Origin of the sequence: uncultured Slackia sp. (genome assembly GCF_934630525.1) — a bacterium.
Classification (GTDB): Bacteria; Actinomycetota; Coriobacteriia; order Coriobacteriales; family Eggerthellaceae; genus Slackia.
Genome location: NZ_CAKTVX010000008.1, coordinates 17254 through 44062 on the forward strand (window position 1 = coordinate 17254; position 26809 = coordinate 44062).

General features: G+C 58.7%; 21 protein-coding genes and 3 tRNA genes. 3 read left to right on the top strand and 21 right to left on the bottom strand.

What is annotated here, in order from left to right; translation table 11 throughout:
• Positions 1-16: 16 nt before the first annotated feature.
• The 19 genes from Q0D41_RS07280 to rpsF form a co-directional block, all read right to left on the bottom strand.
• Positions 17-1519: a Gx transporter family protein gene (locus Q0D41_RS07280; RefSeq protein WP_294377362.1), complete on the bottom strand. Its 1503-nt coding sequence runs from the start codon at positions 1517-1519 to the stop codon at positions 17-19.
• A gap of 6 nt (positions 1520-1525) precedes the next feature.
• On the bottom strand, positions 1526-1936 hold the full coding sequence (locus Q0D41_RS07285; RefSeq protein ID WP_294377363.1) for a NusG domain II-containing protein: 411 nt from the start codon (positions 1934-1936) through the stop codon (positions 1526-1528).
• A gap of 9 nt (positions 1937-1945) precedes the next feature.
• A complete protein-coding gene (locus Q0D41_RS07290; RefSeq protein WP_294377512.1) occupies positions 1946-2971 on the bottom strand; it encodes an FAD:protein FMN transferase in 1026 nt (341 codons plus the stop codon).
• Between the two features lie 123 nt (positions 2972-3094).
• A complete protein-coding gene (locus tag Q0D41_RS07295) occupies positions 3095-4126 on the bottom strand; it encodes a 4Fe-4S binding protein (RefSeq protein WP_294377365.1) in 1032 nt (343 codons plus the stop codon).
• Positions 4127-4594, bottom strand: coding sequence for an FMN-binding protein (locus tag Q0D41_RS07300; protein ID WP_294377367.1), 468 nt, complete (start codon positions 4592-4594; stop codon positions 4127-4129).
• Positions 4587-6173: an FMN-binding protein gene (locus tag Q0D41_RS07305; RefSeq protein WP_294377369.1), complete on the bottom strand. Its 1587-nt coding sequence runs from the start codon at positions 6171-6173 to the stop codon at positions 4587-4589. The genes Q0D41_RS07300 and Q0D41_RS07305 overlap by 8 nt, the downstream gene beginning before the upstream one ends.
• 108 nt (positions 6174-6281) lie before the next feature.
• Positions 6282-10166, bottom strand: coding sequence for a penicillin-binding Tp47 domain C-containing protein (locus tag Q0D41_RS07310; RefSeq protein ID WP_294377370.1), 3885 nt, complete (start codon positions 10164-10166; stop codon positions 6282-6284).
• A 362-nt stretch (positions 10167-10528) separates the two neighbouring features.
• Positions 10529-10604, bottom strand: a tRNA-Phe gene (locus Q0D41_RS07315).
• A gap of 308 nt (positions 10605-10912) precedes the next feature.
• The gene (locus Q0D41_RS07320; protein ID WP_294377372.1) at positions 10913-11836 is read right to left on the bottom strand and encodes an SPFH domain-containing protein; all 924 of its coding nucleotides are present in this window, start codon (positions 11834-11836) and stop codon (positions 10913-10915) included.
• A 296-nt stretch (positions 11837-12132) separates the two neighbouring features.
• The gene (locus Q0D41_RS07325; RefSeq protein WP_294377374.1) at positions 12133-13476 is read right to left on the bottom strand and encodes a coproporphyrinogen III oxidase family protein; all 1344 of its coding nucleotides are present in this window, start codon (positions 13474-13476) and stop codon (positions 12133-12135) included.
• Between the two features lie 3 nt (positions 13477-13479).
• Positions 13480-14751, bottom strand: coding sequence for a phosphoribosylamine--glycine ligase (gene purD, locus Q0D41_RS07330; protein WP_294377376.1), 1272 nt, complete (start codon positions 14749-14751; stop codon positions 13480-13482).
• 241 nt (positions 14752-14992) lie between these two features.
• The gene (locus tag Q0D41_RS07335) at positions 14993-16303 is read right to left on the bottom strand and encodes an adenylosuccinate synthase (RefSeq protein ID WP_288482822.1); all 1311 of its coding nucleotides are present in this window, start codon (positions 16301-16303) and stop codon (positions 14993-14995) included.
• 45 nt (positions 16304-16348) lie between these two features.
• A complete protein-coding gene (locus tag Q0D41_RS07340) occupies positions 16349-18640 on the bottom strand; it encodes an ATP-binding protein (protein WP_294377385.1) in 2292 nt (763 codons plus the stop codon).
• Entirely contained in the window at positions 18637-19902 is a 1266-nt protein-coding gene (locus Q0D41_RS07345; RefSeq protein ID WP_294377387.1) for a DNA repair exonuclease, read from the bottom strand. Before Q0D41_RS07345 ends, Q0D41_RS07340 begins: the two co-directional genes overlap by 4 nt.
• 276 nt (positions 19903-20178) lie before the next feature.
• A complete protein-coding gene (gene dnaB / locus Q0D41_RS07350; protein WP_288482827.1) occupies positions 20179-21585 on the bottom strand; it encodes a replicative DNA helicase in 1407 nt (468 codons plus the stop codon).
• A 211-nt stretch (positions 21586-21796) separates the two neighbouring features.
• Positions 21797-22318 (bottom strand): 50S ribosomal protein L9, encoded by a 522-nt coding sequence (rplI, locus tag Q0D41_RS07355; protein ID WP_294377389.1) that lies wholly within the window; start codon positions 22316-22318, stop codon positions 21797-21799.
• 9 nt (positions 22319-22327) lie between these two features.
• Positions 22328-22588, bottom strand: a complete 261-nt coding sequence (gene rpsR / locus Q0D41_RS07360) for a 30S ribosomal protein S18 (RefSeq protein ID WP_288482829.1) — start codon at positions 22586-22588, stop codon at positions 22328-22330.
• A 48-nt stretch (positions 22589-22636) separates the two neighbouring features.
• The gene (locus Q0D41_RS07365; RefSeq protein WP_114616438.1) at positions 22637-23083 is read right to left on the bottom strand and encodes a single-stranded DNA-binding protein; all 447 of its coding nucleotides are present in this window, start codon (positions 23081-23083) and stop codon (positions 22637-22639) included.
• A gap of 62 nt (positions 23084-23145) precedes the next feature.
• Positions 23146-23439 carry a 30S ribosomal protein S6 gene (gene rpsF, locus Q0D41_RS07370; protein ID WP_294377395.1) on the bottom strand — a complete coding sequence of 98 codons (294 nt, stop codon included), beginning with the start codon at positions 23437-23439 and terminating at the stop codon, positions 23146-23148.
• A 480-nt stretch (positions 23440-23919) separates the two neighbouring features.
• On the opposite strand from rpsF, the gene Q0D41_RS07375 reads away from it, so the two are divergent.
• The 3 genes from Q0D41_RS07375 (at position 23920) to Q0D41_RS07385 (ending at position 24730) form a co-directional block, all read left to right on the top strand.
• Entirely contained in the window at positions 23920-24402 is a 483-nt protein-coding gene (locus Q0D41_RS07375; RefSeq protein WP_294377397.1) for a hypothetical protein, read from the top strand.
• Positions 24403-24485: 83 nt separating this feature from the next.
• A tRNA-Ser gene (locus Q0D41_RS07380) sits at positions 24486-24577 on the top strand.
• A gap of 60 nt (positions 24578-24637) precedes the next feature.
• Positions 24638-24730: transfer RNA gene (locus tag Q0D41_RS07385), tRNA-Ser, on the top strand.
• Between the two features lie 253 nt (positions 24731-24983).
• Here Q0D41_RS07385 and Q0D41_RS07390 read toward each other — a convergent pair.
• Together Q0D41_RS07390 and Q0D41_RS07395 are read right to left on the bottom strand one after the other, a co-directional pair.
• Positions 24984-25532 (bottom strand): LemA family protein, encoded by a 549-nt coding sequence (locus Q0D41_RS07390; protein WP_281668545.1) that lies wholly within the window; start codon positions 25530-25532, stop codon positions 24984-24986.
• A 275-nt stretch (positions 25533-25807) separates the two neighbouring features.
• Positions 25808-26800 carry a 4-(cytidine 5'-diphospho)-2-C-methyl-D-erythritol kinase gene (locus Q0D41_RS07395; RefSeq protein WP_294377400.1) on the bottom strand — a complete coding sequence of 331 codons (993 nt, stop codon included), beginning with the start codon at positions 26798-26800 and terminating at the stop codon, positions 25808-25810.
• Positions 26801-26809 lie beyond the last annotated feature (9 nt).

Consider the following 26809-nt stretch of genomic DNA (forward strand, 5'->3'; position numbering starts at 1 on the left):
CAAAGTCACCACAATTCTACAGGCTCAAGCAAGCAACAACCAAAACGACCGACGCGGCAATCGCGCCCCAGTCTTTTGCGTCCATGCGATATATGCGCGCACATGCTCTCGCCCTCCTCGAACCGTAGGCTCGACTCGCTATTGACAGGGCAAGCGTACTCGACCTACGCAAGGCGCTCGCGAGCAAAGGAGTCGAAAGCGTCGCCAAACGCGCGACCCTTGCCACCCACGAACCGCTTTCGAAACATGCGCAGCGTGCAACCTGGGCGTTCTTGATTCGGGAAAGCTCGCTGGAAAACGTTGGAATGAACCGCAACGTGATTCCCATTACAAGCGCGGCATCGTCGACACGAACCCCAATATGCCGCAAGGGAGCAAGCAAGAACGCGAATGCATCGGTGAGAGCCGTTGGCGACGTTGTTGCCATGAGCGTAGACGTCGCGAGAAGCATGCACGCGAAACGCACGCACGATTCAAGCGCAAACGCCACGCCACCCGAGCTCACGCACACGATGCCCCACGCGAAAAGAATATCGCCGGAATTCACGAACAGGCTATCGAACGCCAGTATAAAAGCAATGAGCCATGCAAATGGCTTGAGGGCTCGATGCGCCTCGCGCAAGCTGAGCCCGGAAAGCATAGGGGCGGCGATGGCGCATGCGAGAATGAGCAACATGCCAAACGCGCCCGAGGCTGCGAATGATGCGATCATATAGAACAGGGCGAGTATGATTTTTGCTCGCGGATCAAGACCATGCATGAACGATTCACCAGGTCGATACACGCCGAACGAGAAGGCTCCCTGCGAGGCGCAACCGTTGGTTTTTTGCGGCGCATACGCATTCCGTCCGCACGCACCGCCGTGCGTCGCTTTCGTGCACGGCGCTCTTCCTCCGCGCCACGCCATGCGTGCACCACAACCCCAATTCCGATCCAGCACCCGCGGGTCTTCCTTTTGTCCATATAAAAGGTTAGCCACGAACCGCTGCGCGAAGGCCGGCATCACATTGGGGCGTCGATGCGGCGAAACCGACCCTATCGCCTGAGCAGCAACAACCCCCGTAAGCAATCCTGTCACGAGCGCCGCGACGCTGAGCGGCGCCAGGTTAATCATGACCGCAGGCGTCTTAAGCATGATTGCCGCCACGGCGAGCTGACCAGCATTGTGCAACACGGCCGCCACCATGCTTACCGCAACCGCGCCCACGCCAGGAATCGCACGCAGCGCAAGCATGCCCGAAAAGGCGAGCGCCATGCCGCCCAAGCTATAAGCGAGCATGACAGGCGAGCCGAACAGCAGCCCCGACGCCATGACCTTCGTCGCAGCAACCGCAGCGGCGCTCTTCCAATCGAGCGTAAACAGGGCGACCACCACGGCAACATTCGCGAGCCCAAGCTTCACGCCCGGCAAAGCGACAGGCAAGGGAACCATGGTCTCAAGATAACTGAGCACCAAAGCAAGCGACGAAAGCAAGCCGATTTTCGCAAGTCGGTCTATTCTTGTAGGAGTCTGTTTCACGAAAGCCTACGACCCCACGACATCGTACGGCGCGTCACCTGAATCGTCGCCCGAGCCATCGACAATACTCACGACGAGCTTATGCGGAAGGCATACGATTTGTTGGCCGGCGTTGCAGATCCTGCCCTGGTGAACGCAATCTTGATTCGGACAATCGGCTTCGCTCACGCGCACGGTTCCGTCTTCGACCACAACCGTGTTTTCGCCCGCGCTTGAATCCACCACAAGCGTGGCGTTTTCATTCAGCGGCATATCGTAGGTATTTCCATCGGCATCTTGAATATGCGCCGCGCGCGCGTCGGTCGCAGCGCCAAATATATATGTTGCTGCGGCGCCCGCCGCCACAAGCGCGACAAGAACAACGACGACGATAATGCCCGCCTTATTACCGGCGGCAACAGTTTTCCTGTTCGACATGGGGCTTCCTTACGCGTTCAGAATCTTGAATTGCGACCCGTTCGATTGCGTGGCCACATCGGCGTCATCGACGAGCAGGGCATCAAAACGCGAATCGCCGTTGACGAGGTCAAGCGCGGCGTCGTGTCCGAGCAGGAACAGAATGGTGGAATACGCATCGCCATCGGTCGAGGAGTCAGATTTAATCGATGCGCTCGCGAGGTCAGTTTGAACCGGGTAGCCCGTCTTCGGGTCGAGGATGTGATAATACAAAACGCCGTTCTCTTCGAAGCTTCGTTCGTATAATCCGCTGGTCACAAGCGATGCGTCGCGTGCAGGAATGCTCGCTATCACATCGTTGGCGGTGCCGTTGGGATCTTGCACGCCCACATTCCAAGCATCGCCATCGTAGCTTTCGCCCATCACATACACGTTGCCGCCAAGCGACAGTGAAGCATTTTCGCAACCAGCATCGCGCAGCATGCTCACCAAATCGTCGGTAATGAAGCCTTTCGCGATACCTCCTAAATCGAGCATAGTTTCAGGGTCGGAAAGCGTAACGGTGGTGCCGTCGACCGAAATGGTGCCATAGCCAATATGTGGAAGCGCGGCGGCGATGGCCTCGTCGGCGGGCTTGACGCCTTCCACGAAATCCCACAAGCTCGACACCGTGCCGATGGTGATATCGAACAGCCCGTTCGATGCCTTGGAGTATTCCAACGACGCCCGAATGACCCGAGCCGTTTCTTCGCACACCTCCACAGGCGCGCCTGCGGCATGATTGATGTTCCAAATATCGCTGCCCTCAACAGTGCGGGAGAATTTGTTCTCGAAATAAGTGCAGCGTTGCGCCAGGGCATCCATTGTCTCGGGCGCGCATTGCGCAGAAAGCTGCACCACCGTATCGAACACGAAAAGCGTACGCGATTGCACGTCGAACGATTGCGAATCGGCTCCCTCGGAAGCGCTCGGGTCGCCCTGCGCGCCTTCGCCGCCTTTCGTGCACGCCGAAAGCGCGACGGGCGCAGATAAAGCGAGCGCCGCGGCGCACGCCATTCTCACGAAACTTCTTCTGGTATAAGCAACGGGCATACGTCAACCAATCCTGAATAGCGAAATATGTCGAAAAGCAAACACGCGGCATTTGCCGCGCATCCGCTTATATTTTATTTGCCTAGGTTAACTTTGCCAAGGGAAGTCAACCCCGGTTATCTCTGAAAACGTGGGAATTCCAGCAATGGCGCCCGCAATCCATAAAACGGCAAGCAAGAGCGCCGATTTCACGAGCACCGCAGCAAGGCCCGTCCCCTTAATTCTGATGCGCGACCTCTCGCGGCCGCGCCCATCAACAGTCGTACCCGCGCGCACAAGAGCGACGTTCTCTAATGGGCACCCGTCAGCGCAGCGACCGCACGCGATGCATTCCCCCGCCGCAAACGCATCGCGATCGGGGAACACAGCCACCGGACAGCCCTTTTTGCATAACCCGCAATTTTTCGCGCAGCGACGTTTCGTGCGCGAAAACATAGAAAACGGCAAGACGGGCATAAGGGCGAACAGCGCGCCGAGGGGGCAGAGGAACTGACAGAAGAAGCGCTCGACGAGAGCCATGCCTACCACGATGGCCCCAAGAACGCACAGCGCGCCTACCGCCACGCCATCAACCGACCCCGCGATTATCGCGGCGAAAGCCGTCCATGGGCTGTACCCCGAAACTTGCGACCACATACCCGTAAAGCATAGGCCGCATATCGCCGCAAGTACGGCGAATTTCACCATTTGCGCCATACGCTGAAGACCGCTGGGCAACGGGCGGGCTGGAATACGCAGCACTTTCCTTAAGGGCGCGAACAGCGCATATACCACATCGCCCAGCGTTCCGAATGCGCACGCGTACCCGCAAAAGAACCGCCCGAACACCACGGTAAACGCCAAAATCGCCGCCAGCAGCACTACAAACGAGCCAGGCTCGACGGCCTCGCGCGCACCGAACTGCGTGAAAATATACTTCACGCCATTGAATGCCGCGCTGAATATCGCGGGCGCAATAAGAAAGAAGGCGATTTGCGCCGCCAAACGAACGGTGCGATGCCAACGCATAAGACGCTGACGGCCAAGGGCTTTTGATTGAGGCTTGAAATAGGCGACGATTCTCGAAACAACGCCTTCCGACGGCTGCGCCGCCTGCTTTTCCTTATCCACCTGCGCCATTTACGCCACCTCGCCATCGGGACTTTGGCCGGCGTTGCTCTTTTGCAGCGCCTCGGTGGCGCCATTCAGAATGCCCGCCGAAGTAAAGGTCGCGCCTGATACCACGTCGACTGCCGAAGTGTTCGCATTCACGACATCGGTCAGAAGCCGCCTCGTTTGGTCGAGATAGGGAGCGTCCTCGTTTTCGGCGCTCACGATTTCGACCGAATCGATGTAGCCATTCTCGATAGTCACGCGCACAGTAACGGCACCGCCATAGCCTTGCGCGGTTCCCAAAAAAGCGCCGTCAGTCACATAGGGGCCTCGATTCGCTGCGCGCTCGGCTTCCTGCATTTGCTTCTGAACGGCCGCGTCGGCCTCCTGCGTTTGCGCCGCCCACATGCTGAACCACGCGATGAGACCCACAACCACGGCGACGTTTGCCGCCTTGATGACGAAATTGCGCGCGGTGCCCACGATGCTAGACATGGGAGGCTCCTCGCGCAGCAACCGATTCGCTTTCCTCGCCATCCAAAGAGCCCTGAAGGACGCTTCCCTCTCCCGACGAGTCTTTCGAACTTCCCTGATCGGCATCGCCCGTCACACCTGAAGAGTTCGACCCCTGTCCCGAATCGAGATCGGCTTTTGTCGAATGCGCCTTTTCATATGCCGCCGCCGAGGCCGCGAGCGCCTTTTCGTACGCCATGGCAAACGCCTTCGACGAATACGTCGCGCTCGAGACCACGGTCACCTTTGCGGCCGAAACGTTATCTTCAAGCAACTGCGCCAGAACGCCGCGATAGAATACCCCGCGACGAGTGTATCCATTCACGCTTCGATCGATATATTCATCGTTTTCGTCATCGTAAACCCCAAGCGGGTTATCGCCTTCAAGGCCCTCAGCGGAGCCATGGATGTCCTTGATTTCGGAAACTTCGCCGTCTTTCACAACCACCGTGAGCATGAGGTAGTACGGCTCGAAGGCACTCGGATTCTTTTCGTTTTCGCATTTCACGGCGGCGGTATATTCGCCGTCTAAGTAGTTAGGCTTCTCGGCATCGGCGCCAGAACCACCAGAAGCGTCAGGCGCAGAAGGGTTTTCAGGCTCGGTTCCCGGCGCTTGAGTCGAGCCGCCGGGCGTCGAAGGGCTCTCCTCGCCGCCCGCCGACTCCTCTGTTTTCGCAGCTTTCGATTTCGCAAGCGCATCCTCAATTGCGGCAAGAATGCCCTTTGAGGAATACGTCGCACCAGACACGGTGTCGACCGAAGTGGACTGCTTCAGCATAACGGCAGAAAGCAACGACTCGGCTCGCGAGAAATACTCCTCATCGTCGTCGGTTTGCACCACCGCAAGCGAAACCAGCTTGCCGTCCTGCATGGTCGCGGCAATCACCACATCGCCGTTGAAGCCGAGGCCCGTTCCAACGAAGGTTCCATCGGCATAATCGCTCCCAAGAGAAACAATTGGATTCAGGGAAACATCGGGCTTCGTAACCTGCGTAGGCGCCGTCGTAGAAACCGATTCCGCTTCGCCTCCGGCCGCCTGCGCAAGGGCGTTACGAATCGCCATGAGAATACCCTTTGAGGAATACGTCGCGCCCGACACAGTGTCGACCGAGGTCGATTGCCGCGAAAGCACCGAGGTAATCACGCCCCTGGCGCGTGCGAAGTATTCCGTATCGTCCGCCTCGGAAAGCACCGAAATCGACGCTATTTTGCCGCCGGAAATCACGACCTGCACGGTAATCGTGCTCTTAAAGCCCTGCCCCGATCCGGTATACGTCCCATCTTTGAGGTTCGTGGCATCGATGCCATAATCCGCCGCGCTGTATTCGACACCGGTCGAAGGTTCGGCCGCTGCACGCTCAACCTCTGACGTATCGATGCTCGCAAGCAGAGCGGTTTGCGTTTGCTGCGGCGCCGGAAACTGCGAAGCATCGAAAGTGAGCGGTTCGTAATTCGAGACCACGCCAGCAATGCAAGCGCCCACAGCCATTGAAGGCATAAGGAAGCTCACGGGGGCAATAGATGCCACCACACGGGCGTGTTTGCCAACTTTTTTTGCCATGCTGGCTATGGCTCCTTTCCATATAAAACGGGCCAAAGGAGACCCCCTTTGGCCCGTAAGATTTGCCCGTGGGCCAAAGGAGCGAGTCCCGTGGCCCACATGAACGAGCTATCTGCCGATCAGGCGACGGCGCGCAGCGGCAAAAGCGCCGACGACGGCCGCGGCAAAAGCGGCGACTCCGGCCGCAGCGGCAAAGAACGGCGTGGAGTCATTCGTCTGGACGAATGCGCCCGAATTCTTGTCCTGGTTGTTGGAATTGCCCTGATTCGAACCATCCTGGGCACCAGATTGGATCCCCGATTGGTTCGCTGCGGAATTGGCGGTTGGCTTGGCGAGGGCGTTGCGAGCATCTTTAAGTGCCTGCGTTGCCCTCTCGACATCGGTCGCGGAAGCCTCATCGCTACCGAAAAGCGCGTTGGCGGCTTCAAGGGCCTTCTGATAGGCAGCCCAGCTTTCCGCGGTGTAATCGGACTTATTGAGATTTGCGCCCGCTTCGATTTCGGCGCGCAGGTCGCTCAGCTGATCGGAAGTCGGCGTTGCCGCGAGCGCCGCCTGAGCATTCTGGAGCGCCGAAAGGGCATTGGCGACTTCGTCGTCGGTGGCAGCGACGCTTTCGTTAACGCCCTGGGCAGCAGTTAGCGCATTCTGGAATGCGGCCCAAGAAGCGGCAGTGTAGGCACCTTTGTCGTTGCTCAGCTTGGCAGCAGCCTCGACCGCGGCGTTGAGCGCCGTCTTATCGGCCGACTTCGTGTAAGTGAAGCCCAGATTGGTGGTGTAACCGGTGGCCTCGATCTCGATCTGGTAATCACCGTTGGCGTCGAACACCAGCGAATTATCCTGCTTGGCGGCTGCCAGGTTGAGCGAGCCGTCAGCGTTGAAGATCTTCACCGCACCGCGACCCTGCGCACTGTACTCGGTACTGTTAACGGTGACCTTGGTGATGTTGCCGACGTAGTTGGCAACATCATCGTCCGTGGCATCGTTGGTGGCGATGAGCTTAAGGTTTGCGGCGTCAAAGCTGGCGACGAGCTTGGAGGTGGTTGCCGTAAAGCTCGTACTGATATCGGCGAACTTGCCCTTCTTGTCGATGGCAGTCAGCGTGTGGCTGCCGGGCTTAAGAGCCGAGGCGTCAAACGTGACGGTTGCGGAGCTGCGCGCGTTGCTGGCGAGCGGCTCGACATCCTGACCGTCGATCTGGTATGCGGCGTCAAAGCCTTCAGGCAAGGTGACATCGGCATTGACGGTGGCGTTGGCGCCGTCAAGCGAGGCATCCTCGGCCTTGATGGCGGCGTCGGCATCCTTGACGGGGACGTACTGGTCCATGGCAACGGTGTAGGTGCCCATGGAGGTGTAGAACGTCACGCTCTTGATGGTCTTGCCCATCATGGACGTGTAGTACCGCGAGCTCAGCGGGCTGCCGTGAGACTCCTTGACCAGGCCACAGCTCCAGGCAATCTCCTTGCCCTTCCAGATGTTCTCGACGGCGCGCATGCCATAGCCCTCGATGGTGCCGTCCGCATCGGCGGCGTTGACCACGGCACCGTATACGGTCGCCTGGTTGCCGTCGGCGTCGACCATCTGCTCGCGCAGGTTCTTAAAGTCAATCTCGTAGTCGCCGTACTTGCTGGAGGTCTTAAAGTTGGCGGTGACGTTTGCAAGTTCGGTGGTTTCCTTGCCCTCGACAGCGCCAAAGCTCAGGTTGCCCTCGGAATCGGAGGTGAGCTCCTTGTAATTGGTCGGAACCTCGCCGGCGGACAGCATGTAGTAAGAGTAGCTCGCAGACTCAAACAGGGCGCTCTTGCCCGTGTAGGTTGTCGTGGACTCCTTGCCCTTGATCGAGGTGGTGATCGTAACGGAGCTGTCGTCGGTCACGCGGGTGAACTTGGACCAATCGATGTCGCCTTCGCCCACCTTGACGGCAAACGTGACGCCCGAGATATCCGTACCGTCGGAGTTGACGTGGTAGGAGCCGCTTGCCAGCGTGGAGCGCGTCTTTTGCTTGGTGGCGGAGGTGACGACATCGGTGCCGGCGTTGTTGCTCTCGGCAGCATAGAAGTCGGCGTAAGGGATGTTCATAAGCACGTAGTCGCCGGCCTCGGGATACAAGCTCACGAGGGCATCGAGTGCGGCCTGCAGGTGGGTGATCTGCTCGGCGGCCTCGGACTCGCCCAGGTTCTTCTTGGCCAGGAGGTCCTTGGTCTCGGCGGTCTCGGCCTCGATGGCCGAAGCGGTCCAAGAGTCCTCGGTGTACTTGGACTTATCGAGGGCGGCTGCCTTGTCGTAGAGGTCCTGAAGCTGAGCCTTGGTCTCCTCGGTTACCGGCTCCTTGGCGCCCACGATGTTGTCGTCGGTCGCCTGGAACTCGTAAGTGTAATCGTTGTAGCCCAGGGCGTGGACGGTGAGCTTCCAGTAGCCGGTGCCGTTGGTGCCCTCGGGCAACTGGCAGCGCTCGGACTTGGTGAGGCCCAGCTGAATGCCCATGGACTTGTGCATCCAGTTGTCGGCCGCGAACTTGGTGCCATAGGTGGCAAGGGCGTTGGTGTAGGTCGCGTCGTCGCCGTAGTAGGTCCAGGTGACGCTTTGCATGTTGGCGCCCAGGTCGCCGTAGTCGCCGTTAAGGTCCACGCGCAGGAACTCGCCGTAGGAGCCGCTTGCGTCCTTAACCGCGGGCTCAATACCCGTGGCGGTCTTGAGTTCTTGGCCCTCGATGCCCGAGTCGGTGCCGGTGACGGCAGCCGAGAAGCTAAAGGCGCCGTTGTTGTTCGTCACAGTCTTAAGGCCGTTGGTGTCAGCGTCGACGGCTGCGACCAGGCCGGAGTAAGCCTGAAGGTTTTGCTCGCCATAGCCGCCGGCAAGCGTCTCGCCGTTGGCGACAAAGCTGTGGCGCGCCTTAAAGGCCTCAAGATCGCTGGTTTTGATTTTGACGGGCACGTACTTGAGACCGGTGACCTCGTGGCCGGTCATGGTGTACACCGTGCCGTCGGCTGCCGTCACGGTCTTGGCCCTGCCGTCGATGGAGAAGGTGTTGCCGTCGACATCGACAAAGGACTTGCTGTCGGGATAGTACGAGGGGTAGATGTCCTTGCCCTCGGCGGTCTTAATCACGTCGGTGCACTGGTAGCTGCCGCGATGCAGGCCGTGGTTAAAGGTCGCGCGGGTCACCACGTCGTAGCCGCCACGATCGTATTCGTAGACGCCGTTGCCCGCATCTCGATCGGCCTCGCTGGAGGAAGAAGTATTGGTCGCGTTGTAGGCATTTTCGCCCGCCCAATACTCGGCCCAGGTCAGGCCAGCGTAGCCATAGGTATACTCGTCGGTCGCGGGAGTCGACGGGTTCTGCTCGTCGTAAGCGGTCTGGAGGGCGTTATCGACGGCCGCCTTGATGGCGTTGGACGAGACGGTGGCAGTGGAGACGGCATCAACGCTTGTTCCGTTCGCCTCGACGATCTTGTCCGCCATACCAGTGACGTGCTTGCGGGCATTACCGTGTTCGGCTTTGTCGAGATAGTCCCAGCTCTCGCCGGTCAGCGCATCGTAGGTTTCATCGGCGACCTTGACGGAGGCAATCTTGCCCGAGGCGACCTCTACGGCTACTTTAATCTCGTAGTTATCAACGTCCCATTCGTTATCGCCCACAGCGGGATCATTCGAGTCGGCCGTAGCAGTGCCCGTGTACGTGCCGTCTGCGATTTTGGCCAAATCGTAGCCCAACGAAGCATTGGCCTGCGCGGCCACGCTTTGAACCTGGGCGTCATCCATGGTATATTGCTCAATTGAGCTGGATGTTTGCGCATCTTTGCTCGCTTCGGAGGCAGTCGCGTCGGTGTTGGTAGCAGTGATCGCGGCTGCCTCTTGTGCGTTTTTATCGCCCTCTTCCTGGGCAATCGCCAACGCGGGCGACATCGACAGCACCAGCGTTGCGGCAAGACCGGCCTTTGTGGCCCCGCTGCCCGCGCGCTGAAGGTACTGCCGAACAACATTTCGTTCGGTCATAGAAACCCTTTCGTTCGATTTGAAGAACGCGGGCACTTCGGTATGCCCACTGCAAACTCTCGAGAGGGTCGTTTTGCGTCGACCTTCTCGAGATGCTCTTCGCCAATTGCAATATCGCAAGATTATTGTAAGCCGAATGAAACTTCAAGAAAAAAGATAGCCAAGGGTATCGGTTAGCCTTGGAAAACATTTTAAAACCACGATTGAATCCATGGAAGACGCGACAGCCTAGGAAAGTCCATCATGCTAAAACGATCGAGATAAGACGCACGAAATGCGACGCCCGCTTCGTCGAATCCAATTGCCAGCCACGTGGCTGAGCATGAAAAAAGCCGCTCTTTCGAGCGGCTTTTGAATTCGAGTGGTGGTCAGAGAGGGACTTGAACCCCCGACACGGGGATTTTCAATCCCCTGCTCTACCGACTGAGCTACCTGACCGGTTGCGTCAAACGCAGGTACATATATTACAGACCGAACAACCCGAATGCAAGAACTTTTTTCGATATTTTTAAAGTAAGGCCCTCACCTGGACTAATCTGCTAAACGCTGCGAGCATTTAACAGGTTTTGGACCGATCGAGGCCGAACCTCAATCATATCGCGCCTGGCACAATCTGCTACGAATGGCATTCCAGGCACGCATCGCGCAAAAACCCAAGCCGTCCCATAAACCAAGAAACCTGCTAAACGCTACGAGCGTTTAGCAGGTTTCGGCATCGGATGTGACTATTAGATCACGAGGCTCGGCTATTTCGCCGACTCGTCGTTGGCGGCGCCTGCGGCGAGCATCTGCTCGAACATGCTGGCCGTCGATTTGAAATCGTTCGGCAGCACGACGGTCGCCCCTTTGCCCGATTCCGCAAAGCGTCCCATCATGTCGGCCCACTGGGTGAACATGAACAGCTCGTTTGCCTCCTGGGGCGTCACGCCCGATTCCTTAATGGTCTCGAGAGAATCTTTGATGCCTTGCGCAATAGCCTTGCGCTGATTCGCGATGCCCTCGCCGGCCTTTTCCATGCTTTCGGCCTCAGCGAGCGCCTCGGTGACCTTCTTAATACGATCGGCTTCTGCCAAATCCTGCGCAGCCAGGCGCACGCGCTGGGCGGAGTTGATCTGGTTCATAGAGTCTTCGACTTCCTTTGGAAGCGAAATACGCGTGATAAGCGTGCTCACCAGCGTGAAGCCGTAGGCGGCCATCTGCTCGCTCACCGTCGCGTTCACGTCTTTTGCGATGTCGTCCTTTTTGGCGAACACCTCGTCGAGCGAATACGTCGGAATGCTCGAGCGCAGCGCGTCGGTGATGAAGTCTTTCATCTGTTCGACGGGCTCCTGCAGCATGTAGTAGCTCTTGAAGATGCCCGATTCCATGGGATTGTTGCCCAGCGAATAATCAACGTGATACTGGGCGGAAATATCAAGCCCGATAGTAACGTTGTCCTCGGTTTTCACATCGATGCTGAAACCGTTCTTCATGGTTCGAAGGCTCACGGTCGTAGCCTTACGCTCGAAGAAAGGAATCTTTACGTGGAAGCCGGCACCAACGAACCTGCTGAATTTGCCCAGGCGCTCAATGATCACCGCATGCTGCTGCTTCACGATGAACAGGCCGTCTTTGATGATGGCCGCGATAACCAAAATGAAAATGATGAAGAACACAAGACCGCCAACCATGGTGGCACCTTCCTCTTAGGAGACGATGCCACCATTCTAGCAGGCGACGGCACCCACGCCGCATCAAGAGCACGCGAAATATCGCGACAAGCGCGACCAAACGAAACAGGCGAGCGCGGCGTCTCACGCCGAGCCGAAAGGCAACGACCCGCATCCCCAATGTTCGCGGAATAGGCCGGCAGCCCCGGCGATCGGTTCCCTGCGCTCCACATTGCGCCTTAACGCAAAAAGACCCGGAATGAAGATTCATTCCGGGTCCAGCACGAGGCGCCCAGTTCAAAAGAGTGGCGCCCTCGTTATTCCTTCATCGCGCAGCCGGCCCCGAAAAGCAAGTCGCGCTCCTCTTTGGGAAGCACGCTGCGAGCCTGATCGCGTAGGTTGTTCACGCCAATGAAGAACTGGCGCATCATGACGACCATGAGGTAGCGGCCCTTCGGCGTGAGCGTGATTTCCTCATCGTTGTCCACATCGAACGCACCGCTCATCTTCATGAACAGATACTCAGCAGGCAAGCCCGCCGCGACGCTGCAGCCGAAATCGCGCTCCCACTGCTTTTTGTCGAGACGCAAACCGAACAGCTGCATCATAAAGCGGTAGCGCATGCGGTTGCGCTTGCTGAACTCGGCCTTGCCCATGAGCGACATACGACCCGATTCGATGGCCTTGTTGTATTCGCGCACGCTGAACGTATTCACGTACTGCGTATGGCCCAAATACGTCATGCCGCCAGAACCAATAGCCGGGTATTCCTCGTAATCGACGATGTACTCATCGATCATTTGGCCATCGCCCGGCGTTTTTGCCGCAGGCGTCTCGTCTTCACGCTTATTGAACGTCCACGCGCTGCCATGCACGTAAGGCGAATTCGCGCCGCCGGCGAGCGTCTCTGAGATAATCTCGTAGAAACGCTGCTCGCGCTCGTAGTCGACCTTGCCGACCGTGCGTGCGAGCGATTTTTCAACCGAAGGCGACGCCATAAGCGGATAGAACGTGGTTTGGCCGCTGCCGCCTTCGATGACCATTTCCAAATCGCGACGCAAGATTTCTTCAGTCTGAGCCGGGAAGTTGAAGATCATGTCGACGTTGAGCGACTTGAAATACGGCGCAGCAACCTTGATGGATTCAAGAATGCTCTCGCCCGAGCCGTATTTATCGTAGCGGTCCATCTGCTTAAGAAGGCCGTTGTCAAAGCTCTGAACGCCCACGCTCAAGCGGTCGACGCGCCCCTGCAGCTTATCGAGATACGACGGAATAAGATGGTTCGGGTTGGTTTCGCACGAAACTTCTTTGATCGAAAACTCGCGCTTGGCCAAATCGATGAAATCGCACAGCTCGTCGATCATGATAGTGGGCGTGCCACCACCGATGTAGAGCGAGTCGAAGTCGTAGCCAAGTTCCTTCACCATCATGAGCTCGGCACGCAGGTTCTTGAAGTACGGCACCGCGCGCTTCTCGGAAAACGGAAAGCGGTTGAAGCTGCAGTACGGGCACAGGCGTTCGCAGAACGGAATATGCGCGTACAGCATGTAGCGCTGGCCAGCGTTCGGCCCGGGAATGCGGGGTTCGGTGCACGGCTTGATGTTCATAAACCGCGTAGCGCAAGAGCGCACGGCAGTGGTAAGCATGCGTTCACTCAGCATGAATTACGCCTCCAGCGCACGAAGCGCGATGTCGTGGCGATATTGCTTGCCCTCGAAGTTGATTTTGTCGCACGCCTCGTAAGCAAGCTCACGGGCATCTTCGAACGTGTCGGCAAGCGCGACCACATTGAGCACGCGGCCGCCATTGGTCACGAGCTCGTCGTCTTGGTTGAACGCCGTGCCCGCATGGAACACCGTGACGCCGTCGAGCTCTTCGGCCTCTTCAATGCCCAAGATGACCTTGCCCTTTTCATAGCTGCCCGGGTAGCCATCGCTTGCGAGCACCACGCACACAGCAACCTGGTCGGTCCAGCGCAGATCGAGCGCATCAAGCTTGCCCGTGGCAACCATGTAGAACGCCTCAAGCGCGTCAGATTCCAAGCGCGGCATGATGACCTGGGTTTCGGGATCGCCGAAACGCGCGTTGAACTCGAGCAGCTTGGGGCCTTCGGCGGTAAGCATGAAGCCGCCGTAGAGCACGCCCGTGTAGGCGTCGTCGAATTCCTTCGCCGTGGCGGCGGCGGCATTCTGCATGATTTCCTGCATTGCGGCTTCGAGCTCGGGAGTTACGCACGGCACCGGAGAGTACACGCCCATGCCACCCGTGTTTGGGCCCAAGTCGCCATCAAAAGCGCGCTTGTGGTCTTGCGCGCAAGGCATGGCAAGAGCCTTGCCCTCGGAAAGGAACGCGAGCATGCTGCACTCGGGGCCTTCGAGCATTTCCTCGATAACCACCACGCTGCCCGCTTCGCCGAAGTCGCCCGCGAAGCAATCGCGAACGGCCTCTTCGGCTTCTTCCATATCTTCAGCAACCACGACGCCCTTGCCGGCAGCAAGGCCGTCGGCCTTCACGACGATGGGAGCGCCCACCTCGTGCAGGTAATCCATAGCCTCATCCTGCGACGTGCACTTTTTGTAGCGCGCCGTGGGAAGGCCATGGGCCAGCATGAATTCCTTCGAGAAGCTTTTGGAGCCTTCGAGACGCGCACCCTGCGCGCCCGGACCGAACACCGCGATGCCCGCCGCACGAATGGCGTCGGCGACGCCGGCGACCAGCGGAGCCTCGGGGCCAATAACCACGAGGTCGATGTTCTCGCTGCGCGCGAAGCCGATAACGGCATCGGCGTCGTTCATGTCGAGAGGGACGTTTTTCGCAATAGTCGCCGTGCCGCCATTGCCGGGGGCAACGAACAGCGAATCGAGGCGAGGCGATTTCGCAATGGCCCATGCCAGGGCATGCTCGCGGCCGCCCGAACCAAGCACCAAAACGTTCAAGAATGTTCCTTTCCTAGATATGCATAAACCCGAACGCCGTCATGCGGCGCTCGGGTACGTATCGCAATTGCGGCCCCTATACAGGCCGAAACTTGTCAGCGAAGGCGACGACAACACGCCGCTTCCCATATGAAACGGCACGCAGCCGAACCGATTGAGCGAAAGCCGTAAGGCAAAACAACCGCCCGAAGGCGCCATCGCATCAAACACGCACGCCGGCCAAAAAGCCGGCGCACTGTGACTACCAACCCCTGGTAAAGGTCTGATCGCGGTCGGGACCAACCGAAATAATGGTGGCCTTCACGCCCGAGAGGCGCTCAAGCTCCTCGATGTAGGCCTGCGCGTTTGCCGGCAGGTCTTCGAAGCTCTTGGCCTTCGTGATATCTTCGCCCTTCCAGCCAGGCATGGTCTTGTACACCGGCTTGGCATGGAACAGCACGCTTTGCTGCATGGGGAAATAATCGTACGTTTTACCGTCGCACTCGTAGGCGACGCAAATCTTGAGCTCGTCGAAAGCGGAGAGCACGTCGAGCTTAGTGAGCGCGATGTCGGTGAGGCCATTGACCTCGGCCGCATAACGCGCGATAACCGCGTCGAACCAACCGCAGCGACGCTTGCGGCCCGTGGTCACGCCATATTCGTGGCCCTCGGCGCACAGCAAATCGCCATCGATAGCATCTTGGCCCTCGCCGCCGTTTTCGGGATACACGAGTTCCGTGGGGAACGGACCGGCGCCAACGCGCGTGACATAGGCCTTCTGAATGCCGAGCACGCGATCGATGGCCGTGGGGCCAACGCCCGAACCAGTAGCAGCGCCACCCGCGCAGCACGAAGAGCTCGTGACAAACGGATAGGTGCCGTGGTCGATGTCGAGCAGCGTGCCCTGCGCGCCCTCGAACAGAATATGCTTGCCCTCGCGCAGCGCATCGTTGAGCAGCTGAGCGGTTTCGGCCATATGAGGACGAATGATTTCGGCGAAGGGCAGGTAGGCATCGCAAATCTCGTCGACGGTGAACGTACGCTTGCCGTACACCTTCTCGAGAATGGCATTCTTCACCTCGAGGGCAGCCTCGACCTTCATGCGGAACACATGCTCGTCGAGCAGGTCCTGGATGCGAATGCCGCTGCGAGCGGCCTTGTCCTGGTAGCACGGGCCGATGCCGCGGTTGGTGGTGCCGATTTCGTTTTTGCCCAAACGGAACTCGGACGCCTTGTCGAGCTCGATGTGATAGGGCATGATCACGTGAGCATCGCACGAGATCTTCAGGCGCTCGCACGAAAGGCCTTCGCCTTCGAGCATGCGCATTTCCTCAACGAGAACCTGCGGGTTCACCACAACGCCGTTGCCGATGACCGGCACGGCCTTTTCATACATAATGCCTGATGGAATGAGGTGCAAAGCGAGCTTTTTGTCGCCGTGGATAACAGTATGGCCGGCATTGTTTCCGCCCTGATAGCGCACCACATAGTCGAAGTCACGAGCGATGAGGTCGGTGACCTTACCTTTTCCTTCGTCGCCCCACTGGGCTCCGACCAACACGACGTTCGGCATAATGGTCCTTTCGTTTGCCGATTCAAATAAAGCAGAACTAAATGATTATATATCTAAAACATGCACGTTCTGAGCCTGTTCGGTAAATGTGCTCACGACCTCCTTATGACAGGTGAAAACGATGACCTGTCGGCTTTCGGCGAGCTCGGCCAAAGCGCGAGCCGCGCCAGCACGGCGGTCGTCGTCGAAATTCACCAGAATGTCGTCGGCGAGCACGGGAATGGCGGTGCCAACCTCGGGTGCACATTCGAGCAGAGCGATGCGCAGCGCCAAGTAGAGCTGCTGGCACGTGCCAAGCGAGAGCAATCGCGGCGGAAATTGAGCGCCGAATGAATCGATAGCACACACATCGGAACCGCTCGACGCGACGCCCACCCAGGCTCCCGCGGTCATAAGCCCCATGAGATGTGATGCCCGCTCATATACCTTGGGCTGGCTTTCGGTTCCCCACGCCTCGATGGCGCCCGACACCATGCGTTTGGCGAGCAGAAGCCTCACGAGCTCATGTGCCGAGTCGGTTTGACGCGTGACGATTTGGGCGCGCTGGGTTTTCAGCAAATCGAGCTCGGACGCGCGTTCCCCATCGGAAAGAATTTGCCGCAGCTGGCCCACGCGCGAAATCATGCCCTCAAGCCGTTCGTCGAGGTTCGCGCGCTTCCGCGCAAGCTCAAACGCCGCCGTCTCAACATCGTCGAGCGACAAATCACCGGCAAGGCCGACGGATCCAAGGCACTCGCAGCGATACCCTTCGCACCTTGCGAGTTCTTCGCTTGCATCGTCGAGCCCCGTTTGCGCTTGGCGGCGCGCACGATCGGCGCGAAGCTGGGCTTCACGAGCATCGTGCATGACGTCAAGCTCGCGCAATGCCGCGCGGGCCGTAACGACACGAGGGGGAAACCCGAGCTGCGCGAGCGATGCGCGCACCTGATCGGCCACGACCATGACCTCGCCCTCACGCGAGTCGTACGTCGATTTGCACGCAACCATGGTGGCGCGAGCCGAATCGATGTCGACTTTTGAGGAAGGCGGCGCGGGCTTCGCCTTGGCAATAAGCAGAGCACCCACGCCTACGCAGCACACGCTCGCGACCATGGCGAAAATCGCCACGGGCAGGGCATCGGGCGCGGCAAGAGCCAGCGCGAACGCCGCCACAGCAAGCAACCCGGCTGCACAAAATGCCGCGATAGGCGCCGTGCGCGAAGCGCGGGCCTCCGGCGCCTTTTCGGCTTGCGCCGCCGCATCGCGACGAGCCTCCCAAAAACCGCGCGCGTGCTCATACGCCTCGCGCGCCGCCGACAAGCGCTGCGCCGCAGCGTCTTCCTGCTCGGACAGCAATTCGAGCGAAGCGCGCAAGTGCGCTTCCTCCTCCGCCGAAACGCGCGGAGTCGCAGCATAAGCGGCGCGCTCCGCCTGCGCGTCGGCCTCGCATGCGCGCAACTCAGCCTGCGCGCTGGTTATTTCTTCACGCAGGCGGTGGCGCGCCGAATCGATGCGCGAAAGCTCGCCTTTGCACGCCGCCAGCGCTTCGATTTTGGAATCGAGCACCGAGAGCTCGCGTTGCAATTGCTCGCGATCGTCAAGCAGCGAGCGCAACTCAACGTCTTCCGCCTTCAGCTCGTCAGCTTGGGCGCGCGTTTCCAGCAAGCGCTCTTTCACGCCTTCGAGCTCGCGCTTCAAATTGGGGAACGATTCGGTCTCGGAAGCCGCACGACTCATAAGCGCCGCGATACGCGCGTCCAGGGCGGAAGCCACATGGGCGGGACTTTCCTTGGTTCCTGAGCCAGCCGTGAGCAATTTCGCCGAGATGTCGGGCGCCGCCTCGAGCGATCGAAGCTCATCAGCATCGAGCGAGAAAAGCGTTTGGAACGTTTCGCGATCGATGTCGCCGCACACCGCCGCAAGCCACGCTTCGTCGCCAATGAGGCCTTCCGCATTGCGGGCGCGCGAAACGCGGCCCACTTCACCCGTTGATGCGTCGCAGAACAGAAGCGAACCTTCGCGCGAAGCGGCGCGAGGCTTGTATGCATTGCGCGAGCCGCGCGCTTCGGGCCAGCCGAACAGCACGCCGCCCACGAATGCGCGAGCGGTGGTTTTGCCCGCCTCGTTGGGGCCATACACCACATTGAGACCCGGCTTGAAAGGCCCAAGCGCTCGGTCGATGAAACGCCCGAACGCCGCCATATGGGCTCGCTGAAGGTATATGCCCGCATGGCTTTCCGCTTGAGGGTCCTCAGGCGCGTGGGCGCTTTCCGATTGCATCAAATCGCGCGACGCGTCAATGCTCGACTGCGCGGGCGCTTTCTTCTTCGAATGTTGAGCCACATGCTTCGCCGTCATAGCTGCTCACGCCCTTCCAAAAGCTCAAGGGCCATATCTTCGGCGCGTGCACACGCACCTTCGAGCGCTCGGTCGATGCCCGCCGACAACGTGAGGCCGCGAGCGGCAAATTCGCGCTGCAAGTATTCGATGGTTTCCTGTTTGTTTGAGGCGAGCTTCGCCGATTCGCGAAGAAGCGAAGCCTCGAAAAGGCCCGCAGCGCGCATCGCATCCCTGTCGAGAGGGGAAGTTGTCTCGTCGATAAGCGCGTCGCAGAAAAACGACGGATAGCGTTCGTTGAGTTCGTCGCGCATTTCATCGATATACCCCGGAGTCGCGAGCATGCCGTGCAGGGGCGTTGCTCCCACGAGCGTGACGCGCGCGATCATTTCCTCGCATATCACCTGGGAATTTGCATCGAACATAGCTCGAACGCAAGCGCCAAGCACATCCTCCGCACCTGCGCAGGCAGATACGTCGACGCGCAGCTGCTCCCACTCGACCGATTCGCACGCGATGAATTCAAGTTGGTTGGGCACGCCTTCCTCGAGCGTCACCGCATAGCAACCGCGGTCGCCGACTTCTTTAATGTCGCGGCCCTGCGCGCAGCCGCAGAAAGCGATTTTGGTCTCGGCGGCGTTTTTAGGAAAGCGGAAGTTTTTATGGATGTGCCCCAGCGCCCAATAGTCCATGCCCGACGCATACAGGACATCTTCGCTGGTAGGGGCCTTGTACGGATCCATCCACAACCCCGTGTGCAACATGCCGACGACAAACGGCACCTGCACGCCGCACGCCGCTTCGGCCGCAGCGCGCGTCATGCCCGCAGCGATATCGCTTTCAGGCGCCTGATTCGAAAAGCCGCGCGCGGCAATAATCGCGACAGGTTCGCCATCGCGCTCATAGACGACATAGCCCGGCTCATCGGAGCCGAACATATGCACGTTTTCGGGAAGCTGGTCGCGCAAACCCGCCCACGTCGCATAAGGGTCGTGATTGCCCGCAATGAGGTATACGGGGATCTGCGCATCGCGTAAGCGTTCGAGGCCCTGCAAGAAATGACGATAATGGGCGTAGCTTGGCTTGTCGGTGTCGAATTCGTCGCCCGCAAACAGCACGAAATCGACCCCGCGCTCGATTGCCGCATCAACCACACGGTCGTACGCCTCGGGAATCGCGCGCGTGAGTCGGTCGGCCCATTTCGGGGAAAGGTCGCGCAAACCGCGAAAAGGCGCACCCAAATGGATGTCGCCCGAATGAATGAATGTAATACGGTTTGTCATACGCCGAGTTTAGCCCAACAAACAAAGAAATGCCGCGGAGTTCAAACAAGCTCGGCGAAAACACGATGGACAGCTATTCCAAACAGAAAAGAGTCCTTTTCAGCCAAAAGCTGCATTCGCACCAAAAGTCAGCGAGCAAGGCTTCCGGCGAGTGCGATTCGGGCGTTGCCGTGGCGAAGCGTACTTCGGTACGCGAGTCGCGGCATTAGCCCGAAGCGTGCCGCCAGAAGCCTGCGCAGCGTCGAGTCGTTACGCCGTTCGTAGAACGGCGTAACCCTATATTTGAGATGCGTCGATATAGTTGCCGAACTTGGTGTATTCGGGATTAAACGACAGGGTGATATCGCGGGTGGCGCCGTTACGGTGCTTAGCAACGATGAGTTCGGCGGTTCCCCAATCGGGGCGGCCGTCGGTCTCGGCCTCCATTTCGTCCATGGAGCGGTCGATGAACATAACGATGTCAGCGTCCTGCTCGATGGAGCCCGATTCACGAAGGTCGGAAAGCATGGGGCGCTTGCTGCCACGCATCTCAACGGCACGAGAAAGCTGGGAAAGCGCAAGCAACGGCATGTCCATTTCCTTCGCGAGCACCTTCAGACCACGAGAGATTTCGGCGACCTCGACGGCGCGGTTGCCATCGCGGCGGTTCGACGGCGGCTGCATAAGCTGCAAGTAGTCGACGATGATGAGGCCCTTCTTCTTGTCGCGCAGCTGACGACGAGCCTTCGCGCGCATTTCGAGCAACGAGAGGCCCGGGGTATCGTCGATATACAGTTCGAGCCCCGAAAGGGTAGCCGCAGCGTTCATGATGGCGTTCCAGTCGCCTTCCTGCAAATTGCCTGCACGCAACTGGCCCAAATTCACGCGCGCCTCAGCGCACAAAATACGCTGCACGAGCTGATTGGCGCCCATCTCCAAGCTGAACAAGGCAACCGCGGCGCCGGCTTTCGCGGCGTTCGTAGCGAGGTTCAAGGCAAACGATGTTTTACCAACACCAGGTCGTGCGGCCAAAATAAGCAAGTCGCCGCCGCGCAAACCCCAGAATAGCTTGTCGACGTCAGTGAAGCCGGTCGGCGTGCCCGCCATTTGGTTCTTGTTGTTCACGAGCTCGTCGATTTCGTCGAAAGCCTGCGTGAGCAAGTCGGTGATGTTTTGGAACGAAGAGGAAACGCGCTTCTGCGTAACCTCGAACAGCATCTTTTCCGCGTCCTCGATAACTTCGTTGGTATCGTCGGGTGCGTCGTACGCTAGGGCGTTGATATTGGTTGATGCGTACACCAAATCGCGCAGCACGCTGTTGCGCTTCACGATTTCGGTATGGTTCTTCCAGTTGGTAAGAGCGAGCGTATTGTTAGCCAATTCGACCAAATATGGCCGGCCGCCCACTGCCTCGAGCTGGCCTTCGGCAGCCAAGCGATCGGCAAGCGAAATTTGGTCGATGGGAATATGGCGCGTGTTGAGCTCAAGGATGCCCGTATAGATAAGCTGATGGGCGGGGCGGAAGAAATTCTCGGGCACGAGCTTGGTCGCAATCTCGTCAACCGCATCGGGGTTGAGCATGCATGCAGCAAGAACCGATTTCTCGGCTTCAATATTATTCGGAAGCGGCCGGCCCGTCGTGCTTTGCAGCTGTGGCGCCTGATCGCTTCGCTCGTTCTGGTTACGGTTGTTCCTGTCTGGCATGATTTCGCCCTTTCGTCTATCTCGCCCATATTATAGAAGCCGCAAGGCGATCGCGGCCAACCCAAGAAAAGTTGTCGCTTCAACTCATCAAAACATACAGAGATTGAGGGGGCGTCCTTTTAATGGATCGGTAAAGGCGCTTTTCAGCCCATGAAAAAAGGGAGCGCGAACGCTCCCTTTTCAATAGCCATTGAGTTTCGCGAAACGAAAACTACTCGGCGGCCTCTTCGGTGGCCTCGGCTTCGACAGCCTCAGCCTCGACGACGGCCTCTTCAACCTCTTCAACGGCCTTCACGCCGACCATCAGCTGAAGGTCAACATGAATGTCGCGATAGATGTTGAGAGCAACGGTGTGCTCGCCAGCGGTCTTGATGGCCTTGCGGACATCGAGACGCTTGCGGTCGATTTCGACGCCAGTCTCAGCCAGAACCGCATCAGCGATCATGGAAGCGGTGACGGAACCGAACAGCACGCCCTCTTCGCCGACCTTGGCGTCGACGAAAATCTTCTTGCCCTCGAGCGAAGCCTTCAGGGCCTCAGCGTCGGCGATACGCTTCTCCTCGCGCTTGGCAATGTTGCCACGGCGCTGCTCGAGCTGCTTGAGATTGCCAGCGGTAGCCAGCACGGCCTTCTTCTGAGGGCCGAGATAGTTGTTGAAGAAGCCACGAGCAACTTCGACGACGTCGCCTTCGCCGCCCTTGCCCTGGACCTCGGTAAGCAGGATAACCTTCATTGGTGCCTCCTAGCGATTGCGGCGGTCGCCGCGGCCGCTCACGGCCGGAACCGTGTAGGGCATGAGAGCCATCTCGCGAGCGTTCTTGATCGCGCAAGCGATGTCGCGCTGGTGCTGCATGCAGGCGCCAGTCACGCGACGGGGCTTGATTTTGCCGCGGTCGGTAACGTATTTGCGCAGCATAGCCGTGTCTTTGTAGTCGACGTACTGCGTGTCGTCCTTGCAGAACTGGCAGTACTTGCGGCGAGGCTGCTTGGTGTATTCAGCCATTGATTTCCTCTTTCAGAACTGTGTCAATAATTGATTGACGGGAGCAGACTAGAACGGAATGTCGTCGTCGTAAACGGACGTATCGATCGCAGGCGCGGCAGCGGGTGCCGGAGCATACGATTGAGCGGGCGCGGCCTGCATGCGCGGGGCAGCCTGTCCGCCGTCGCGGCTCGTCATGAATTCGAGCTCGTCGACAACGACTTCAAGCTTGCTACGCTTGCTGCCATCTTGCGCTTGCCACTGGGACCAGCGCAATTTGCCCTCGATAGCGACCTTGCTGCCCTTGCTCAAGAAACGAGACACGCTTGCGGCGCGGTTGCCGAACATCGTGCAATCTACGAAGTTCGCGTAATCTTCCCACTGCTGGGTCTGAGGGTTGCGGCGGCGGTCATTGACAGCCACGCCGAACGAAAGGACCTGGAAACCGCTCGGGGTTTCGCGAAGCTCGGGGTCGCGCGTAAGATTGCCCGTGATAACCACTTTGTTGATGCTCATGACAAAATCCTCAATTCTTGAAGTTTGAGAGCAGCTGCTCCCTGCCTACTGGTTGACCGAGATTACTCGCGGTCGGTGCGAACAACGATCTTGTGGCGGACCACCGCGTCGGTGATGCGCAGCACGCGATCGAGCTCCGCGATGTTGGCGGGGTCTGCGTGGAAATCGATGAGGGTGTAGTCGCCCTCGGTCAGGCCGTTGATCTCGTAGGCGAGCTTGCGCTTGCCCCACTCCTCAACGTTGTCGATCTTGCCTTCGCCCTCGGCGATGGTAGCCTCGATACGCTTCATAACGGCGAGACGGGTTTCGTCGCTGATGGTGGGCGCGACGAAGAACAGCAATTCATAAGCCTTCATTGTGTCACCTCCTCTGGACTTAACGGTCCCGGGGCATATGAAGGCGCTGCCCGGGACAGGAAACCTGGCTATGATAACAGCCAAATCCAATCAGGGCAATTGTTGTTTTGCGCCTTTGCCTCAACTCCACGCGTGCGCCACAATTCCCTACGAAGCATGCACGTATTAGGTAGATTAGCGCGCGAATCTTGTCGAGACCTTGCCCGATTCGCGGCGTTTTCCCCTGGAAAAGCCGTCAGATTGCGTCAAATCAAACGAGTTTTCCACGCGTTTTCCTTTGCACTTCACTTCATTTCCCTCACGAAAAGCATCTCTCGATCCAATGAATACCTGTCATGCAACGTGTGTTTTCAACCGAAACGTTGCAATATCGCAGCTCGAGAGGCGCCTTTTGCTATGATTCGGCACGATTTGCAAAGCGCTAAAGGCGCATTGAGTTTCCCAACACGCTCGCGCGCGGGCGACAGAGAGGAGCAAACCATGGCTGACCGCAACGTTGAGAGCGACGAGCTCGGCGTTCCCCAGATTGACGAAACCCTTGAGATCCTGCTGCTGCAGGCAATCGAGGAAGCCCAGGACCGCATGGAGGCGGGTTCTGAGGTCGTGCCGTTCACGGCACTGCTCAACGGCGAAACCGTGACGGAAGACACCCACACCGGCACGACCGAAGAATGCTTCGAGTCGGCGCGCAAAACCGTCGAAGCCGCTACGGGCGCTCGCGCATACGTGCTGTGCTACGACGGCTACATCGACACCGATGCCGGCCGCAAAGATGCAATCATCGCCGAGGGCGGCACGGCCGACGGCGGCAAGGGCGTTGCCGTGTGCCTTATGTACGAAGAGGGCAACGACGTTCTGACGTTTGACGAAGAAGTCGTGTATCTCGCCGAAGCGCCGAATTTCCTGGCTGGAGACGAGGAAGTTCCTGCAATTATTGAAGACGAAGAAGTCGACGGGGAATAATTTTAAAAAATCTGTTTACCTTTGCGACTTTTTTGGTATACTCCTTTTTCGCTACGCGCAATACGCATAGCAATCGACGCAATGGAGAGATGTCCGAGCTGGCCGAAGGAGCACGATTGGAAATCGTGTATGCGCCAAAAGCGTATCTGGGGTTCGAATCCCCATCTCTCCGCCAGATAACCTAAGCGCCGTTTCGCACGGCGCTTTTTCATACGACCTTCTTGGTCGCACCCTCGGAGGGGTGGCAGAGTGGTTGAATGCGGCGGTCTCGAAAACCGTTTGGCCCGCAACCCGGGTCACGGGGGTTCGAATCCCCCCTCCTCCGCCAGTTGTTTATTTACGCCGTTCTAACGAACGGCGTTTTTTCTTTTGAGCCGACCTGACGCTGTGCGGCATTCAGGACGGCACCTTGCCTTTCAGTCGTCGCTCGCGTACCGAAGTACGCTTCGCTTCTCCTTCAAGGCAATCTGCTCGCCCGGAATGCCGCTCGCTGCCCTTCGTGCGAATGAATCGCTAAACATGGGCATGAAAAAAGCGTCCGCAGAAACGGACGCTTTCCTGTTTGGTTATGCAACGACGATTTAGAAGGTCACCTTCGGAGCAACCTCCGCACCAGCCTGGGCATCGAAGCTCGAACGCTCTTTGAAGCCGAACATGCCGGCGAACAACACGGCGGGGAACGTCTGAATGGCCGTATTGTACTTCATGACCGTATCGTTGAAGCTCTGGCGCATGTAGCTGATCTTGTCTTCCGTATCAGCCAGCTGCGACTGGAGTTGCTGGAAGTTCGCATTCGCCTTCAGCTCGGGATAAGCCTCAGAAACTGCGAACAGCGACTTCAACGTGCCGCTCAGAGCGTTGTCGGCTTCCATTTTCGCTTCGGGAGTCGTTGCATTGGTAACGGCCGAACGTGCGGCAATCACCTTCTCAAGCGTGCCCGACTCATGCGCGGCGTAGCCTTTCACCGTTTCGACCAGATTGGGAATAAGATCGCAGCGTCGCTGCAGCTGCACGTCGATTTGCGCCCAGGCGTTGTCGACCATATTGCGCATTTTCACGAGGTTGTTGTACAGCATAATCGCCGCAATAACGAGCACGACGATAATCGCGAGAATAATTCCAAGTACCATGATTTCGCCTTTCAGACGGAAGTTTCGGCGCCCTGCGCGCCGTGTGTCATCATTATACGGAATCGGACGTTCGCGCAACGCCTACGCAAGCAACGTTCACCCAAGCGTTGCGTTGGCGCGCCGGCAAGCGACCACCCCCGAAAAGCCGACGCCAGAACCCGAGCCCCAAAGCCCAAGTCCCAAGTCCCGAAGCCCCAAACGAGGACGATAATTCTCGCATCGCTTCCCTATGCGCCGCGCAATCCCGAACGAGCAAGGTTCGCCGCTCGCCGTCGCTACCAGATCTTGCGCGGAGCACCGAGGTTCGAACCTGTGCCTTGCCCATCGAGCACGCGCACACCAATGGGGGCAAACGAGCAGCTGCGCGCCCACATGCCCTTCAGTTTCGCCGCGGCCACAATATCGGCTGCCTTGCGAATCGAATCGCCGTCTTCCACAACCGCAAACGTCGCAGAACCGCTTCCGCACAAAAGCACCTCGGCCTTGCCCGCCGCATCATGCGCAACGCCCGGCTGGGACGAGAGCCACTCGCGCGCCTCGGCAAGGGCGGGAAGCACCTGCTCAGACGCCGCAGCAAGATTATTGAACAACGGCAATTCAGCAGCCGACTCAATTGCGTCGGTCGATTCGGCATGCTGCACAGCCGCCAGCTCGTCGAATGCGGCATATGCGGCTTTCGTAGACACACCCTCATCAATCTTCACGAGGACCACCGTGCCGCGCGTAGGCTCAAACGTACGCTCGAGCACATCGCCCTTCTCCCCCAGCTGCACACAGCCGCCATGAAGGAAAAACGCCACGTCGGCGCCCAATGCGCGCGCCACGTCAAGCGCGGCCTCGCTCGCGGCATCTTCGCCCCAAGCGCGGCACAGCCCGGCGATAACGGCCGCCGCATTCGACGAGCCGCCACCAAGGCCGGCCTCGAACGGAATATGTTTTTCGATATGGATGGAAATATGCCCCTGTTCATGGCCGAGCTTTTCAGCAAGCGCCGCCGCAGCCTTGTAGGCAATATTGCTTTCAGGAGCCACATCCAATTCGGGAATGCCCTCGAACGTCGTGCACGTCACGTCGATCGCGAAATCGCTGAAGCCATCAGGATTCAAATACGCATCCACGCCATCGTCGAGAACAACCGTGACCATATCGTGCAGCGTCAACGCCTGCATAATCGATTTCGCCTGATGGAAACCGTCGGCGCGGCGCTCGCCAATTTCGAGCTGCAAATTCACCTTCGCAGGGGAAAACACCGTGAGAGTCTGTTTCATGTCATTGCC